Raw genomic sequence first — 15704 nt, 5'->3', positions numbered from 1 at the left:
CAGGCGTCCGGCTCGGCCACCGTCCAGGCGTCCGGCTCGGCCACCGTCCAGGCGTCCGGCTCGGCCACCGTCCAGGCGTCCGGCTCGGCCACCGTCCAGGCGTCCGGCTCGGCCACCGTCCAGGCGTCCGGCTCGGCCACCGTCCAGGCGTACGGCTCGGCCACCGTCCAGGCGTCCGGCTCGGCCACCGTCCAGGCGTCCGGCTCGGCCACCGTCCAGGCGTACGGCACCAGCGGTGTCCACGCCCACGGCCACTCCACCGTAACCGCAGGCTCCCACGTCGCCGTGCACCTGCACTCCGGCCAAGCCACCGTCACCGGCGGCGTCATCATCGACGTCACCCAACTCGACCTCACCACCGCCGCCGCCTGGTGCGACCACCACGGACTCACCGTCACCGACGGGACGGTGATCCTGTACAAGGCCCTCGGTGACGACCTCACCGCCGGCGGCAACTACGGCAAGCCCACCGTCTACACGGTCGGCGACACGGTCACCTGCGACGACTGGGACGACCGCGACGAGTGCGGCGGCGGCCTGCACTTCTCGCCCACCTCGCCCACCCCGCACATGGCCACCCAGTACCGCTACGACGCGACCCGCTGGCTGGCCGTGGAGGTTGACGCGGCGACGCTGCGCCCCATCACCGGCGGTGGCACTCCGAAGGCGAAGGCCCCCGCTTGTCGGGTGCTGCACGAGGTCGACGCGTTCGGCCGCCGCATCACGGTCACCGAGGCCACCCGGTGAGCGCCACCGACCCGAGCCCCGTCATGGCGTGGCGTACCCGCCGGACCTGGCGGGCCGCCCTGACCAACCTGCTCACCGCCGCCGGCTCCTGGGCGCACGCCAGCGCCCGGCCCGCCCAGGAGCCGGAGCCGGAGCACACCGGCGCTGACGAGACGTGGGGCACCGAACTGCGCTCCGCCACCGATCAGCTGCTCGCCGACGAGCCGACCGGCCGGCACGCCCACGGCCACGTCAAGACCGTCGACCCGGACCACGGGCTGAGCATCCCCGCTTTCCAGACCATCACCCGGGAGGACGAGAAGTTCTTCCCGGTCGGCCCGGACGAGGACACCGGCCTGCTCAACGCCCGCCGGGTGTGGCCGGTCAACGACACCGCCGCCTGGCCGACGGTCGACCGGCAGCAGGCCCTCGCGCAGCTCCGCGACGCCGGGGAGGACCTGTGACCACCCCGACCACCACCGACGTTCCCACGATCGCCCCCGCCGACCTGATCGCCGTCCGCCTCCTCGCCGAGGGCTACACCGTCTTCCAGATCGCCCGGAAGCTAAACGTCGGCGAGAGCGCGATGTGCATGCGGCTGTCCCGGATGCGGGACCGGATCGCCGCGAGGACCAACGCTCACGCCATCGTCATCCTCGCCCGCGCCGGGCAGCTCGACCTCCGGGAGCGCACCCGATGACCGCCCTGCGTACCCGCAAGCCGACCGGCCGCGCCCCCTGGCCACTCATCCTCATCGAGGGCGGCGAGAAGTCCGGCAAGAGCTGGGCCTGCGCCCAGTTCAGCACCTCGCCCCGCATCGGCCAGATGTACTGGATCGACCTCGGTGAAGGAGCCGCCGACGAGTACGGCGCCATCCCCGGGGCCAACTACCTCGTCGTCGAGCACGACGGCACCTGGGCGCAGATCCAAGCCGCCGTCGACGCGGTGAAGGCCGAGGCCGCCCGCGCGGCCGCCTCCGGGGAGCCGCCGGTGGTGCTGGTCATCGACTCGATGACCGCCGAGTGGGACCTGCTCAAGGACTGGGCGTCGGACAAGGCCCGCCAGCGGTACAACGCCAAGGCCCGCAAGTACAAGCGGCAGGAGCTGGCCGCCGACGAAGAGCCGACCATCTCCATGGACCTGTGGAACGAGGCCGGCGCCCGCCACCGCAAGCTGATGACCGCGCTGATGACCTTCCCCGGCATCGTCCTGCTGACCGCCCGCGGCAAGGAGGTCGCCGCACTGGACGACGCCGGGAAGCCGATCGAGCGGCAGCGCGACTACCGGGTCGAGGGCCACAAGACGCTCGGCTTCGACGTGTCCTGCTGGGTGCGTCTCGACCGGACCAAGCCCGGCACGGTGGTCGGGGTCCGGTCGGTGCACGTCGGTGTCCGACCCGGCTACGACCCGCCGATCGAGCTGGCCCGGAACTGGACGGTCGAGGGCATCGTCTTCGACACGCTGCGGTGCGCGCCGGCTGAGGCGTACACCCGGGACCTGGTCGAGTTGCAGCCGGCGGAACCGGACGCCGAGCCGGCCCCGCCGGTCGAGGACGGCTCTGGCGACTCGTCCCGGCCTGTGTCCGGACCGCCGGCCGCCCTCTCCGCTGCTGCCACCGGCCTGCTCGACGACCTCGCCCTCGCCGCCGACGAGACCGGGCTGCGCCGGATCTGGAACGCCGCCGGCGAGGCCGCCCGCGACGGCCGGATCAGCCCCGCCGAGCTGGAGCACGTGCGCGGCCAGTGGCGGATCCGCAAGGAGCAGCTCATCCCGTCGAACCCGGCCACCGAGCCGATGCACAAGAAGATCCACGCCCTGTGCCGGGAGGCGGACCTGACCGACCGGGACGACCGGCTCCGGTTCCTGTCCGAGGTCACCGGCCGCCCGGTCACCACGCAACGGCAGCTCAGCCTCCCCGAGGCCGACAAGGTCATCACCCGGCTGGAAGCCGTCGTCGCGCAGAACACCCCGCCCGCCGACCAGGAAGGTCAGGCCGCCGCATGAGCCACACCCCGACCCCGGAGCAGGCCGAGATCATCGCCGCGGCCCGCGAGGGCCACGACCTCACGATCGAGGCAGGAGCCGGCACCGGCAAGACCAGCACCCTGAAGATGCTCGCCCGGGACGCCGGCCGCCGCCGCGGCGCGTACCTGGCCTACAACCGCAGCATCGCCACCGACGCCGCGAAGGACTTCCCCACCTCGGTGACGTGCAAGACCGCGCACTCCTTCGCCTACGGCGCCGTCGGCCGGCAGTACGCCCACCGCCTCAACGGCCCCCGGGTGCCCGCCCGGCAGGCCGCGATCATCCTCGGCATCAACGAGCCGGTGAAGGTCGGCGAGACGATGCTCGCCCCGCAGCAGCTCGCCCGGCTGGTCACCGAGACCATCCAGCGGTTCTGCTACAGCGACGACCGCACGGTGCAGCGGATGCACGTGCCGCTGGTCAACGGCCTCGACAAGCCCGGCCAGGCCGAGCTGGCGAAGTACCTGACCCCGGTTGCCCAGAAGGCGTGGGACGCCGACCTGACCCACCTCGACGGGCAGCTCCGGTTCACCCACGACATGTACCTCAAGCTGTGGATCCTGTCCGACCCGGTCATCCACGCCGACTACGTACTGCTCGACGAAGCCCAGGACTCCAACCCAGCCGTCGCCGGCCTCGTGTCCCGGCAGCCGGCGCAACGGATCCTCGTCGGGGACCGCGCCCAGGCCATCTACGGCTGGCGGGGCGCGACCGACGCGATGGCGTCGTTCGACGGCCGCCGCTTCCAGCTGTCGCAGTCGTTCCGGTTCGGCCAGGCAGTCGCCGACGAGGCCAACAAGTGGCTGGGCCTGCTCGACAACACCGACCTGCGGCTGACCGGCTACAGCCGGATCCCGTCGCGGGTGGGGCCCGTCGACGAGCCCGACGCGGTGCTGTGCCGGTCCAACGCCGGGGCGATCATCCGCGTCATCGACGCCCTCGGGCAGGGCCGGCAGCCGGCGCTGGTCGGCGGCGGCAACGACATCCGGCGGATGGCCGAGGCCGCCGAGCGGCTCCAGGCCGGCGCGCCCACCGACCACCCGGACCTGTTCGCCTTCCACACCTGGCGGGAGGTACAGGAGTACGTCGAGATGGACGCCGGCGGCTCGGACCTGAAGGTGTTCGTCCGGCTGATCGACCGGTACGGGCCCCGCGAGGTGATGCGGGTGTGCGACGCCCTGGTCGACGAGCGGTACGCCGACGTGGTCGTGTCCACGGCGCACAAGGCGAAGGGCCGGGAGTGGTCGACCGTGCTGATCGCGGACGACTTCCAGGAGCCGAAGCCGCGGGAGGACGGTTCGGTTCGGCTGGCTGCTGACGAGGTGATGCTGGCGTACGTGGCGGTCACCCGGGCGCAGCGTCAGCTGGACCGGTACGGGCTGGCCTGGGTGGACCGGTACGCGGCCGGCCCGGCGCCGGAGCAGGTGGTCCTGCCCGACGCGCCCGACGATCCCGCCGGCGAACCGGAGCCGCTGGTGGACACGGCGTACGGTCCGCTGCCCGCTCACGAGGCGGCGTCGCTGGCCGAACACGGCTACGTGACGTGCCGGTGCCCGGTCCTGGCGGTGTCGCGTGGCTGAGGTGATCCAGCTGTTTCCCGGGGCCGGCATCCCGCCGGCCCCGGCCGGGCCCCGGCCCGCGCCGGCCGACCTGGACGCGATGGGCGAGCGGTACGTGGCGTACGCCGAGGCCCGCGACAGCGGCCAGACCGCCAAGGCCGCCCTGCTCGCCGCGGCGGTCGCCGACGACGTCCCCGCCTGGCGCGACGAAGTCCACCGCCTGGAGCTGCTCCGCCGTGAACTGGCCGACGCGCTCGACCGGCTCACCGGTGGTGCGGTGTGACCCGCCGCCGCCGCGGCGGCCGCCGAACCGCCACCCACCCGTACACGCCATCCGCGCTGCTGCCCGCCGACCACAACGGCCTGAAGCCGTGCGTGTGCGGCCGGGCCAAGACCAACCAGGCCCACGACCAGGACGTGCCCCCCGAGGTGACCGCCGCGCAGGCCGAGCACCTCCGCCGCATCGGGGACGAGCTGTGATCGGCCAGTGGATCGGCGCGAGCGTCCTGCTCGGCCGACCGGTACCCGTCGACGCCCCGTACCCGCACGTCTGCCGGATGGAGACCACGGGGCGGATGACGGGGCACGTCCGGATGGAGCGGCGGGACTGCGCGGCGTGCGCCGCAGCCAAGGCGCCCGCCGGAGGTCACCGGTGAACGGCCTGTGCACCACCCGCGACCCGGAGATGTGGGACACCGGCAACGGCGGAAACCGGCTCGCCCTCGCCCTGTGCGCGGTGTGCCCGGTCCGCGTCGGCACCACCTGCGCCGCCGGTGAGCCCGACGACCGGCCGACCGGGGTCATCCGCGCCGGCGTCGCCTACAACGAGCGCGGCGGCGTCTGCCCGGTCTGCGACCGCTGCGGCTACCCGGTGGACGACTTGCCGGACCGGCGGCGGCCGACGCCGCCCGGGTGCCGGCACTGCCGGGTGCCGCAGCTCGGGTCCTGGGCCCGCCAGTTCCTGCCCCGCAATGAGTACGAGGCGCTGTGTCACCGCCGTCGGATGGCGAAGCGCCGGGCGGCGCGTGCCGCTGCTGCTGTCCCGACCACCACGACCGAGGAGACCCGAGCCGCATGAGCCTCACAACCGCCTACCGGAAGCTCACCCAGGACGAATTCATGGCCGAGGCCCGCGAGCGTTTCGGCTCGGACCCGCTGCTCTGGGCCTTCCGATGCCCGCACTGCGGCGACATCGCCAGCCCGGCCGACTTCAAGGCCGCTGGAGCACCCCCCGGCATGGCCGGGCAGGAGTGCATCGGTCGTTCCCTCGGCGCGCTGAAGAAACCGGCCCCGACCAACACCCGCGGCTGCGACTGGGCCGCGTACGGGCTGTTCCGTGGCCCGTGGGAGGTCGTCGTGCCCGCCGAGGACGGCAAGCCGGAGGCCTCGATCTGGGCGTTCCCCCTCGCAGAGCCGGCCACCTCCGACGACTGACCGGGCCGGGCCGGGCGGCACTTCCCCGCCGCCCGGCCCGGCCACCCCCCGCACAGACCGTACGACAGTCAGGAGCACCGGGTGAGCTACCAGGCCGTTCAGTGGGCCCTCGACGACGCGCCCATGCTGCGTACGCCGAAGGGCCTGCCGGACACCACCGCCCGCGCCGTCCTCGTGGCGAGAGCGGAGCGCGCCGACGAGTTCGGCCGCGACACCCACGCCGCGATCACCGACGTCATCTGGCGCACCGGCTTCGACGCCCGCACCATCCAGCGCGCCCAGGAGCGCCTGGAGGCCGCCGGCCTGCTGATCCCGGACGGCACCACCCAGTGGGGCACCCCCCGATGGAACCTCGGCATGAACCTGAAGCGGGACCCGGAAGAGCGGGCTCAGATGGAGGCTGCGGCCGAGGCGAAGAAGGCGGCCGAGGCGGACCGGGTGCGGGCGTACCGGCGCAAGCAGAAGGAGCCGCGTACGGACGGAGAGTCGGTACGTACGGACGGAGAATCCGTACGTACTGACACACGATCCGTACGTACGGATTCTGACGCCGTACGTACGGACGCAGCGCCGCCCAAACCACCCGTGAACCTCCCGGGAACCCCCCGAGAACCATCCTCGGAACCTCCCCTTGGGGGCACGCTGCCCCCAAACCCCCTGCGACCCCAGTCGCCTTCGGCTCCTGGGACCGGGATTGAAAGCTCACTCTCTTCGGCGGTACAGGAACCACCTCAGCCTGAGACCGCAACTCACGACCGCGCGCACGAAGCGCCCCCCGGCCCCGGCCCGAACCTCCGCCTGGTGACCAATCTCGACCGGCAGCCCACCTCCAAGGGATTCGGCTTCTGCCTCGCCTGCCACGCCGAAGGCCAGGTGACCCTCGCCGTTGACGAGATCGCCGGGGCCGCCTGCGCCCATCACCTCCGGAGCGCGTCGTGACCGCCACCCCGTACCGGCACCGCACCCCGGGCGAGCGCCGTGCCCAGCAGTCCGCACAGGCCGCCATCGCCCGCGCCCGAGCCCACGTACCCGCGCCGCCGCCGGCCGCCGACCCAGACGACCCCTGGGGCGGCGCGTGGCCACCCAGCCCGCAAGCCTGGCGCACCCGCTGCCGCCAAATCCGCGAAGACATCGAGGAGACCCGCCGTGCACGCCGCTGACCGCACCCTCCACGCCATCGACGCCACCCTGACCGCCACGGAGGCACCCATGACCGAGCCCCGTACCTTCGCCGCCTACCTCGACCGGCACGAGCGCGACCAGCTCGACGCCCGAGCCGCCACCGCCGAGCAGGAACGCGACGACGCCCGCGACGACCTCAAGGAGGTGCGCGACAGCGCCCGCCGCGCGCTCCAAGCCCTCCGCACACAGCTCCTCACCGCCCTCGGCAAAGAGGACGACAACCAGACGTTGGCCAGCTACATCACCGCCCTGACCGCTCAGCGCGACCAGTTCCGCGCCGAAGCCAACCGCGCCCACGGCCTCGTCATCGCCGCCGAACGCGAACGCGATGACCTCGCCGAGGAGCTGCGCGACACCCAGGCCCACCACACCCAGCTCCACAACCGCACCACCGTCCTGACCAACGACCTCCGCAGCCAGACCCGCGCCGTACGCGAAGCGGTCGCTGAAACCGAGACCGTCGCCACCGAGCTGGCCGAGGAGCGCACCCTCCACGACCGAACCCGAGAGCAGCTCATCCGTGCCGAGTGGAGCATCGCCGCCCAAGCCGAGCAGATCCGCCGCAACGGCACCCTGATCTGCCGCCTGAAGGACCTCGACGAGCAGGCCGACCGGATCGCCGCCTGGCGTGACCGGGCATGGGTCGACCACGACACCACCGACAGGCCCGCCGAGATCAACACAGACGGGCCGGAAGAGGTCGACGGGTACCCGAGTGAGGGTGCGGCACTCGCAGACGCTCTAGAGCGCGCTGAGAGCGCCATCATCGACCGCGACGACAGCGTCTGGCGGCCCGGCGACGGCGGTCACTGGACAAGCCGCCACATGACGCCAATGACCCGCGACGACATCGAGAAGACGTTCGGACCCACCCGGACCGTCCTGCTCATCGACATCGACCAGGACGAAGAGCAGGACGGCGACAGCACCGACGCCGACCGGCCACCCGTCGGTTCCGCGGACCCCCGCGCGCAGGACCAGCCCGACCCACTCCACACCGCCCGCCTCGACCGCAACGGCTGGGTGTGGTTCCCCGACGGCGACGGACGCTGGCGCGGCGCCGGCACCTGCCACCTCAACGCCAGCAGCGAAACCCTGGAACGCCTCCACGGCCCCACCGCCGAGGCCGTCGTGGTGCCCGTCGACCGCGCTACCGGCCGCCCGCACGACGACCTCACCGACCGGCTCGCCGCCGCCCTCGCCCGACTCATGCGCCGCAACGGCGGCGAAGGCATCAGCCCCACCACCTGGCAGACCTGGGAGGCGATGCTCGCCGAACACGCCAACCGCACCGCACGGGAGAGCTGACCGGTGGCCGTCTACGTCGACAACGCCCGCATCCCCGCCACCGTCGCCCGGATCCGGAGCCGCTGGTCCCACCTCACCGCCGACACCGAGCCCGAACTCCACACCTTCGCCCAACACATCGGGCTCCAGCGGTCCTGGTACCAGACCTGCAAGCGCCCCTGCGCACCCCAGGGCCAGCCGTGCCCGCACTGGCACTACGACGTCACCGACACCAAGCGCACCGAGGCCATCGCCGCAGGTGCTCAGCCGATCGACATCCGGAAGTGGGTCGAGATCGCCAAGGCCCGCCGCGCCGCCGCCCGTGCCACCGCCTGACCGAAGGAGACCGCCATGCCCGACCTGACCGACATCGCCGCCCTCCTCGCTGCCCGTGAATGGGCCATCGAACACGTGCACCCACAACCCGACGACCGGATGCTCCGCACCTACGGGGCCGCGCTCCTGCGCGACTTCGCCGACTTCCTCGACCGGGGGCCGACGTTTCCGCTCCCGCCGAGCGTCTTCTCCGCCCTGGCCCGCGAGCGCGCCGACGACCTGACCGCATGACAACCACGGCCCGGAACGCGAACACGAGTCGCATTCCGGGCCGGCCCAGCCCGCACGAACGACCGATATGTCCACACCATAAGCGCCGTTCCTGTGCTTCCCCACCACCCCAGTAGACAACCCGGCGCCCACGTGAGGAGGACGCGATGAATGACCTTCCGAAGGGCTTCGGCCGACGCAACCCACACTGCTCCAACTGCGGAGACGAACGCGGCGGCGACTTCGGCCACGAGATCAGCGAATGCCAGTACCGGCGCGGCATGACCGCCGAGGAACTCGCCAAGACCATGTCGCCGAAGAAGGCCAGCTGCTACTGGTCCGTGATGATCGACCGCTACTTCGAGCAGGAGCTGAACCAGTGACGCCGCACCACCTCCACGCCACCGCCGCCGCCTGGTCTCTCCAGGCGGCACGCGGCCACCTCCACCGCCACGCCGACGACGAGGCCGCCCAGATCGCCGCAGAAGCGTTGGAAGCCCCATCCATGCTCCACTCCCCGGCGTGGGGCCGCCGGCACGCCCTCGGCGGCCACGGCGACCCCACCCCCGGCATGGTCGTGGTCGCCACCGACCCCCGACCCGCACGCCGCAACCGGTGGGCCGAGATGCTCCACCGCTCCACCGCGAAACTCCGCTGGCTCGCCGACCAGCTCCCCACCGCACCGGCCGGCCCCGACCCGTGGTGGCGGCTCTACGACGCGCTGCCCCGCCTCCAACCCGGCACCGCCGCGCTCATCGCCCGACACCTGGCCGACGAAGACAGGTGGATCCGCGAAGCCGTCGGCGTCGGACCCGACCGGGCACCACTGCCCGGCGTACCGTGCCCGCACTGCGGCGAGCGGCAGCTCGTTGTCCAGACCGCCGGCCCCGTCGACGCGTGGACCGTCGTGTGCGCCACCGGCCGCCTCTGCACCGGCGGCGGCTGCCCGTGCGGCATGCCCGGCGCCGTTGAAGGCGTCCCGCACATCTGGCGACGGGCCGACGCCATCGGCGCGGTCGCGGGGGCCGCACCGGCCAACCCGACCCGAGAGGACCGACCGTGAGCGTTCCCGACCGAGCCTGCCCCGACTACCCGAACGAGTGCGTCCACCCGTGGGCCCACGCCCGCACCTACGCCGAGGTGAAGGCGACCCAGGTCGGCCACGACGACCAGGACCAGCTGTACCTCGACCTCAAGGGCGCCCGCGAACGCCTCTGCCGGGCCCAGACCGGACTCAACGCGACCGACTCGGCCATCCTCCAGGGTGCAATCGACCGCATCGACCTGGTCGGCTGTGACCTGCCGCAGTGGTCGCGGCACGACGGTGGGCGAGCGTGATCCGCGACTCGGCGACCGGCCGCGACTGGGGCACCGCCGCCGAGATCGCCGCACGCCTCGGCCCCGACGTCACCGACCGCATGGTCATCAACTGGCGACGGCGCGACGGCCTCACCGTCCACCGGGTTGGCCGGGCGGTCTACTCACCCCTCGACCAGGCGGCCGCCATCGAGGCCGCGAAGCGCCGCTCGACACGCGGGCGACGCCGCCAGCTTGCCCACGCCACCGCCGCGTGATTTGATCAGTCGCGGGTGGGCGAAGCCTTCCCAGAAACCCGCAGCCCGGTCGAGCGATTCGCTCCCGGGCTGTTGTGCGTCTGCGGGGGCGCACGGGCGGGGTCAGCGGGCAGGTCGACGTGGTGGCCGGCCTGCCCGCACACCCCACCACCGAGGAGCCCGATGAACCGCTACACCATCACCGGCGCACTCGACGACATGCGCAACGGCCGCCGCGTCCTCGTCCTCTGCCACACCCAACACGAAGCCCGGCACGCCTTCACCAGCATGGCCCGCCACGCCCTGCCGTCCGAGACAGTCCGCCGGGCCAACGGGCAGGAACGCATCACCGCCCACGACGGGCCCGGCTGGATCGCGTTCTCCTCAGCCCGCGGCAACGCGTTCCGCGGCATGTCGGTCGACGTCGTGGTGCTCGACCACGACCCGAGCCTGGGCCTCGTCGCCACCATCAAGGCCGCTCTGGCAGCGTCCAAGGTCGGCGAGATCATCCGGCCGTAGCGGCGGCCTGCTCGCACACCCAGCAGGAGGCGACGTGGCGGCCCGCTGGGCAGGACGCAAGGGCAGACCCTGGCTCCGCCTCTGCGCCCAGGTCTACGCCGAAGAAACCCACTGCATCCGCTGCGGCAGGTACGTCGACCAGACCCTGCCACCCCGCACGCCCATGTCCCGCAGCGTTGACCACAAGGTGGCGCTGTACCAAGGCGGCGCACCCCTCGACCGACGCAACGTCGGCCTCGCCCACTACGGATGCAACGGCCGAGCAGGCGCACGAATGCGCTGGTCAAAGACCCCCCGCAAGCCCACCCCGAGGCTCGCGACGTCCGAAGACTGGTGACCTGGTGCGGGAGGGCGGGTCAGAACTTCAGGACCCGAGGAGGAAGACCCCGCGCTACGTCTCCCGTTTTTCCCCCCGGGCACTGATCTTGGAGGGCGCGATGGCCGACCGCACCGCCGCTGAGCGGCAGCGCCGTTACCGGGCGCGCAAGCGTGCCGAGCAGCAGCAACGCGGCCGTGACGCGGCGCTGGCCGTAACGGAGCCCGTAACGCGTGACGCCGTAACGGAGGACGCGCCGACCGCCTCCGAGATGGGGGTGCGGGGACGGCGGCTGTGGCGGGAGGTCATCGAGGGCGGCGCGACGTTGAGGCCGGCGGAGCGGGTGCTGCTGGAGGAGGCGTGTCGGGCGGCGGACCGCCTGGACGTGCTCGACCGGATCCTCCGCGGCGACGAGGACGCGTGGATGCGGCTACACACGGCCAACGAGGACGGGTCGATCGTCAAAGTCGTGCTGAACAACGCGTTGGCCGAGGCCCGCCAGCAGCAGGTCGCGCTCAAGGCCCTGGTCGCCGAGTTGCGGACGTCCCAGGGTGGGGCCGCAGCGCCGCAGCAGCCGAGTGCCCGGCCACCGGCAGCGAAGGAGGATGCTGGCGATGACCCTGCTGGCTCCCCCCGCGTCGTCAGCTTCGCCGCTCGGATTGCCGCTAAGAGGGGCGGAACGGCCGCGGGTTGAGACGCACCCGGAGTACGCCTACTCGTACGGCGAGGAAGCAGCCGAGCTGATGCGCCGGGCCCGCCGGCCCCTGGACGGGTGGCAGGTCGACGGCGTCACGCTCATGACGTCCTGCCGGGAAGACGGCCAGTGGGCCTGCTACGAGTACTGCGAGTGGGTGAGCCGGCAGAACGGCAAGGGCGGCATGCTGGAGGCCCGCGCGCTGACCGGTTTTCTCCTGCTGGGTGAGCAGCTGATCCTCTGGAGCGCCCACCTCTACAAGACCGCCGTCGAGATGTTCCGGCGGGTCAAAGCTCTGATCCGGGCCCTCGGCCGGAAGGTGAAGCCCAACAACGACGACCTTTGGTGGGTGCCGGCCGTTGTCGTCGATGAGGAGACCGGCGAGCCCCGCGAGGAAGAGGTCCTCGTCAAGGTCTCCAACGCCAACGACAACCGGGGCTTCGAGCGTCTCGACACGGGTGCCCGGATCCTGTTCATCGCCCGGTCGGCTGGCGGCGGCCGGGGCATGAGTGGCGACGTCAACATCATCGACGAGACGTTCGACTACGACCGGGACGAACACTCCGCCCTGCTCTACACCCTGAGCGCCCGGCCGAACCCGCAGATCATCTACACCTCGTCACCGCCGCTGAAGGGTGACACCGGCGAGATCATGTACGACCTGAGGCGCCGCGGCGACCCGACCGCCCCCCGTGACGCGGACGATGGGCCGTGGGAGCAGGACCCGTCGCTCGGCTACCGCGACTGGGGTCACGCCGGCGACCTAGACGACATCCAGGTCGACATCGACGACCCGGCGACCGCCGCCGAGGTCAACCCGGCGTACGGCATCCGCATCAGCCTGGAGACGATCGAGCGGGAGCTGCGGTCCGACCGGGCGGGCTACCCGCGGGAACGGCTCGGGATCTGGCCGCGTGAGATCCGGGCGCAGAACGGTGCGGTCATCTCCGGCGAGCTGTGGGAGGCCCTCGCCGATCGGGAGTCGAAGCGCGTGGGTGACATCGCCATCGCGATAGACGTCAGCCCGGAACGGGACGGCGCTATCGCCATCGCGGGAGTCCGTGCGGACGGGCTGGCTCATTGGGAGCTGATCGAGAACCGGCAGGGGACCGACTGGATCGTGGACCGGGTGGTCGCGCTGAAGACCAAGCACAACCCACTGGTCATCGCGATCGACGGTAAGGGCCCGGCGGGGTCGCTGGTGTCCGACCTGATGAAGAGGGGCATCAAGCCGTCCGCCGACCCGCAGGAGCCCAAGCACGGCGACCTCGTCGTCTCGGGGCCGCAGGACATGGCCGACGCCTGGGGCAAGTTCGTCGACACCGCGAAGCAGAAGCAGGGCCGGCATCGTGGCCAGCCGCACCTCGACGCCGCGCTCGGTGGGGCGAAGATCCGATCGATCGGCGACGGCGGCACCGCGTGGGGCCGGAAGCACTCGGCGAACATCGCCCCGCTGGTGGCGGTGACGCTGGCGCACTGGGCGTATGAGACGCGCGCGCACCTCATTGTTGCCGAGGCTGCGCCGAACATCTGGTGAGGGGGCCGGCGATGAACAACGTGGTGGAGGCGCTCGGGTACGGGCTGATCGTGGCGTTCCTGTGGCTGGTGTGGGCGCCGCTGGCGCTGCTCGGCGGTGGCCTGCTGCTGGTGGCGTGGGCGAACGTCCGCGCCGCCCGTCCGGCGGGCACCCGGGGCCGTACGGCGGCGGCGCTCGGCGCGGCCATCGGCGCCGCGCGGCGGGCGTACCGGGTGCAGCAGGAGCTTCCCGACGGGCCGCCGGTCCGCCGGATCGCGTGAGTGAGAGGGGCCCGCGGTGACGCTGTTCAACTCGGCGCGGGCCGTGGTCCGGGCGTCCATCGAGTCCCCGGCGGTGCCGCTGACGTCGACGACGCTGCTGGACTGGCTGGGCGGCCCGAAGGTCCACGCTGGTGTGGCGGTGACCGAGCAGGGTTCGCTGGGCATGCCGGCGGTGTGGCGGGCGGTCAACCTGATCGCCGGCACGTCGGCCAGCCTGCCGTTGCACGCCTACCGCTACGACGACGACGTCCGAGTCAAGGTGTCTTCGGGTTCGCAGGCGGCGCGGCTGCTGGTGGCCCCGCACCCGGACATGACGCCGTTCGAGCTGTGGGAGCAGGTGTTCGCGCATCTGCTGCTGTGGGGCAACGCCTACCTGCGGATCCTGCGGAACCGGCTCGGCCAGATCGTGGAGTTGTGGCTGATCCACCCCGGCCGGGTGCGTGCCGGCCGGGAGTCGGAGACCGGCACGAAGGTGTACCTGATCGACGGCGACATCGACGCCGAGTACACCGACGACAAGATCCTGCACATCCCGGGCTTCGGCTACGACGGTGTGTGTGGGGTCAGCCCGATCCGGGCGGCCCGGCAGGGCATCGGTCTGGCCCTGGCCGCCGAGGAGTACGGGGCGCGGCTGTTCGGCAACGGCTCCCTCGCTTCGGGCATTCTGCAGACTGAGCAGCGGTTGGAGCCGGCGCAGGCCGACGCGCTCAAGGCCCGGTGGCGGGCGAAGGTCGGCGGCCTGGACAAGGCCCACGAGGTGGCGGTGCTCGACTCGGGCATCAAGTTCCAGCAGATGTCCATCCCACCTGAGGATGCGCAGTTCATCGAGTCGCGGAAGTTCCAGATCGACGAGGTCGCTCGCATGTTCGGTATCCCGCCGCACATGCTGATGCAGACCGAGAAGAGCACCAGCTGGGGCACCGGCATCGAGCAGCAGGTGCTCGGGTTCGTGAAGTTCACGCTGCGGCCGTGGCTGACCCGGGTCGAGCAGCGGGTGACGAAGCTGTTGACCCCGCAGTCGGTGTACGCCCGTTACTCGCTGGAGGGTCTGCTGCGCGGGGACTCGGCGCAGCGCGCCGCGTTCTACACGCAGATGTGGAACCTGGGCGCGTACAGCACCAACGACATCCGCCGGCTGGAGGACATGCCGCCGGTCGACGGCGGTGACGTGCGGTACCGGCCGCTGAACATGGGCGAGCTGGGCCAGCCCGATCCGGTCCAGACGAACGAGGAGGCCACGGCCGATGCCTAAGCACCAGTACCGGTTCCGGGGCTCCATCGCCCCCACCGAGGCGGTCAAGCGGCCGGTCCGCGCCGAGGTCATCGGTACTGCCGAGGACGGCGTAGGGAAGCTGCACATCGACGACGTCATCGACTCGTGGGGCGGCTTCTGGGGCATCTCCGCGAAGGAGTTCAACGCGGCGCTGGCCGAGCTGGGCGACGTCAACGAGATCCGCCTGCACATCAACTCCCCCGGCGGGGAGGTGTGGGAGGGCGTGGCGATCCTCAACGCGCTGCGCCGGCACCCGGCCACCGTCACCGCCGTGGTCGACGGCCTGGCCGCTTCCGCCGCCTCGTTCATCGCGGTGGGCTGCGACCGCACGGTGATGGGCCGCAACACCCAGATGATGATCCACGACGCGTGGGGCATCGGGATCGGCCCGGCCGCCGACATGCGGGACCTCGCTGACCTGCTGGACAAGCTGTCGAACAACATCGCCAGCATGTACGCCGACAAGGCCGGCGGGGACTTGGACGGCTGGCGGGCCCTGATGCTCGCCGAGACTTGGTACGACGCCGACGAGGCGGTCGCCGCAGGCCTCGCCGACGAGGTCGAGGGCTCGGTGCCCGACGACGAGATCGTGGTCAACGCGTTCGACCTGTCCGTCTTCAAGCACCCCGGCCGGGCCCTGGCGCCCGCGCCGGCCACGCCCGCCAGCGATGCGGTCCCGCCCGCGCCGGCCCCGGTCGGCGACCGGATCCCCCGGCCCGGCGACCCGCTGGTGCGGCACCGCGACCGGCAGCTCGCCCGCACCGGGCGATAGCCCGAACCACCTTCGTACCCG

24 protein-coding genes and 1 pseudogene are annotated in these 15704 nt (G+C 72.1%); 24 read left to right on the top strand and 1 reads right to left on the bottom strand.

The window, feature by feature from the left end; genetic code table 11:
- Positions 1-260, bottom strand: a pseudogene (locus D7223_RS32910) (hypothetical protein); the annotation flags it as partial.
- A gap of 25 nt (positions 261-285) precedes the next feature.
- Between D7223_RS32910 and D7223_RS32615 the strand changes: the two are divergent.
- The 24 genes from D7223_RS32615 to D7223_RS31120 all read left to right on the top strand — a co-directional run bounded on the left by D7223_RS32615 (position 286) and on the right by D7223_RS31120 (position 15683).
- Complete coding sequence (locus D7223_RS32615) at positions 286-747, top strand: DUF7666 domain-containing protein (protein ID WP_147252571.1); 462 nt, start codon at positions 286-288, stop codon at positions 745-747.
- Complete coding sequence (locus D7223_RS31230) at positions 744-1190, top strand: hypothetical protein (RefSeq protein ID WP_120733085.1); 447 nt, start codon at positions 744-746, stop codon at positions 1188-1190. Before D7223_RS32615 ends, D7223_RS31230 begins: the two co-directional genes overlap by 4 nt.
- A complete protein-coding gene (locus tag D7223_RS31225) occupies positions 1187-1426 on the top strand; it encodes a helix-turn-helix domain-containing protein (RefSeq protein WP_120733083.1) in 240 nt (79 codons plus the stop codon). Before D7223_RS31230 ends, D7223_RS31225 begins: the two co-directional genes overlap by 4 nt.
- A complete protein-coding gene (locus D7223_RS31220) occupies positions 1423-2730 on the top strand; it encodes a hypothetical protein (RefSeq protein WP_120733081.1) in 1308 nt (435 codons plus the stop codon). The genes D7223_RS31225 and D7223_RS31220 overlap by 4 nt, the downstream gene beginning before the upstream one ends.
- Positions 2727-4331 carry a UvrD-helicase domain-containing protein gene (locus tag D7223_RS31215; protein WP_120733079.1) on the top strand — a complete coding sequence of 535 codons (1605 nt, stop codon included), beginning with the start codon at positions 2727-2729 and terminating at the stop codon, positions 4329-4331. The genes D7223_RS31220 and D7223_RS31215 overlap by 4 nt, the downstream gene beginning before the upstream one ends.
- Positions 4324-4593 (top strand): hypothetical protein, encoded by a 270-nt coding sequence (locus D7223_RS31210; protein ID WP_238162304.1) that lies wholly within the window; start codon positions 4324-4326, stop codon positions 4591-4593. Before D7223_RS31215 ends, D7223_RS31210 begins: the two co-directional genes overlap by 8 nt.
- Positions 4590-4790, top strand: coding sequence for a hypothetical protein (locus tag D7223_RS31205; RefSeq protein WP_120733077.1), 201 nt, complete (start codon positions 4590-4592; stop codon positions 4788-4790). Before D7223_RS31210 ends, D7223_RS31205 begins: the two co-directional genes overlap by 4 nt.
- On the top strand, positions 4787-4966 hold the full coding sequence (locus tag D7223_RS31200; RefSeq protein WP_120733075.1) for a hypothetical protein: 180 nt from the start codon (positions 4787-4789) through the stop codon (positions 4964-4966). Before D7223_RS31205 ends, D7223_RS31200 begins: the two co-directional genes overlap by 4 nt.
- Complete coding sequence (locus D7223_RS31195) at positions 4963-5388, top strand: hypothetical protein (RefSeq protein ID WP_120733073.1); 426 nt, start codon at positions 4963-4965, stop codon at positions 5386-5388. The genes D7223_RS31200 and D7223_RS31195 overlap by 4 nt, the downstream gene beginning before the upstream one ends.
- Positions 5385-5744: a VVA0879 family protein gene (locus tag D7223_RS31190; RefSeq protein WP_120733071.1), complete on the top strand. Its 360-nt coding sequence runs from the start codon at positions 5385-5387 to the stop codon at positions 5742-5744. Before D7223_RS31195 ends, D7223_RS31190 begins: the two co-directional genes overlap by 4 nt.
- A gap of 81 nt (positions 5745-5825) precedes the next feature.
- Positions 5826-6683, top strand: coding sequence for a hypothetical protein (locus D7223_RS31185; RefSeq protein WP_120733069.1), 858 nt, complete (start codon positions 5826-5828; stop codon positions 6681-6683).
- 207 nt (positions 6684-6890) lie between these two features.
- Complete coding sequence (locus D7223_RS31180) at positions 6891-8234, top strand: coiled-coil domain-containing protein (RefSeq protein WP_120733067.1); 1344 nt, start codon at positions 6891-6893, stop codon at positions 8232-8234.
- Positions 8235-8237: 3 nt separating this feature from the next.
- Positions 8238-8549 (top strand): DUF4031 domain-containing protein, encoded by a 312-nt coding sequence (locus tag D7223_RS31175; RefSeq protein ID WP_120733065.1) that lies wholly within the window; start codon positions 8238-8240, stop codon positions 8547-8549.
- 15 nt (positions 8550-8564) lie between these two features.
- On the top strand, positions 8565-8780 hold the full coding sequence (locus D7223_RS31170) for a hypothetical protein (protein ID WP_120733063.1): 216 nt from the start codon (positions 8565-8567) through the stop codon (positions 8778-8780).
- Positions 8781-8926: 146 nt separating this feature from the next.
- Complete coding sequence (locus D7223_RS31165; RefSeq protein ID WP_120733061.1) at positions 8927-9142, top strand: hypothetical protein; 216 nt, start codon at positions 8927-8929, stop codon at positions 9140-9142.
- Positions 9139-9822 (top strand): hypothetical protein, encoded by a 684-nt coding sequence (locus D7223_RS33805; RefSeq protein WP_238162303.1) that lies wholly within the window; start codon positions 9139-9141, stop codon positions 9820-9822. The genes D7223_RS31165 and D7223_RS33805 overlap by 4 nt, the downstream gene beginning before the upstream one ends.
- Complete coding sequence (locus D7223_RS31155) at positions 9819-10097, top strand: hypothetical protein (protein ID WP_120733059.1); 279 nt, start codon at positions 9819-9821, stop codon at positions 10095-10097. Before D7223_RS33805 ends, D7223_RS31155 begins: the two co-directional genes overlap by 4 nt.
- Positions 10094-10333 carry a hypothetical protein gene (locus D7223_RS31150; RefSeq protein ID WP_120733057.1) on the top strand — a complete coding sequence of 80 codons (240 nt, stop codon included), beginning with the start codon at positions 10094-10096 and terminating at the stop codon, positions 10331-10333. Before D7223_RS31155 ends, D7223_RS31150 begins: the two co-directional genes overlap by 4 nt.
- Positions 10334-10495: 162 nt before the next feature.
- Complete coding sequence (locus D7223_RS31145) at positions 10496-10831, top strand: hypothetical protein (RefSeq protein ID WP_120733055.1); 336 nt, start codon at positions 10496-10498, stop codon at positions 10829-10831.
- Between the two features lie 437 nt (positions 10832-11268).
- Positions 11269-11841, top strand: a complete 573-nt coding sequence (locus D7223_RS33130; protein ID WP_186832245.1) for a hypothetical protein — start codon at positions 11269-11271, stop codon at positions 11839-11841.
- Entirely contained in the window at positions 11762-13378 is a 1617-nt protein-coding gene (locus D7223_RS31135) for a hypothetical protein (protein WP_147252572.1), read from the top strand. The genes D7223_RS33130 and D7223_RS31135 overlap by 80 nt, the downstream gene beginning before the upstream one ends.
- Positions 13379-13389: 11 nt before the next feature.
- Positions 13390-13638 carry a hypothetical protein gene (locus D7223_RS31130; RefSeq protein ID WP_120733051.1) on the top strand — a complete coding sequence of 83 codons (249 nt, stop codon included), beginning with the start codon at positions 13390-13392 and terminating at the stop codon, positions 13636-13638.
- Positions 13639-13654: 16 nt separating this feature from the next.
- Positions 13655-14890 carry a phage portal protein gene (locus D7223_RS31125; RefSeq protein WP_120733049.1) on the top strand — a complete coding sequence of 412 codons (1236 nt, stop codon included), beginning with the start codon at positions 13655-13657 and terminating at the stop codon, positions 14888-14890.
- Positions 14883-15683: a head maturation protease, ClpP-related gene (locus D7223_RS31120; protein ID WP_120733047.1), complete on the top strand. Its 801-nt coding sequence runs from the start codon at positions 14883-14885 to the stop codon at positions 15681-15683. The genes D7223_RS31125 and D7223_RS31120 overlap by 8 nt, the downstream gene beginning before the upstream one ends.
- Positions 15684-15704: the final 21 nt, after the last annotated feature.

Source organism: Micromonospora endolithica (genome assembly GCF_003626595.1).
GTDB lineage: Bacteria > Actinomycetota > Actinomycetes > Mycobacteriales > Micromonosporaceae > Micromonospora > Micromonospora endolithica.
This window is presented reverse-complemented; position numbering and strand designations above follow the sequence as displayed.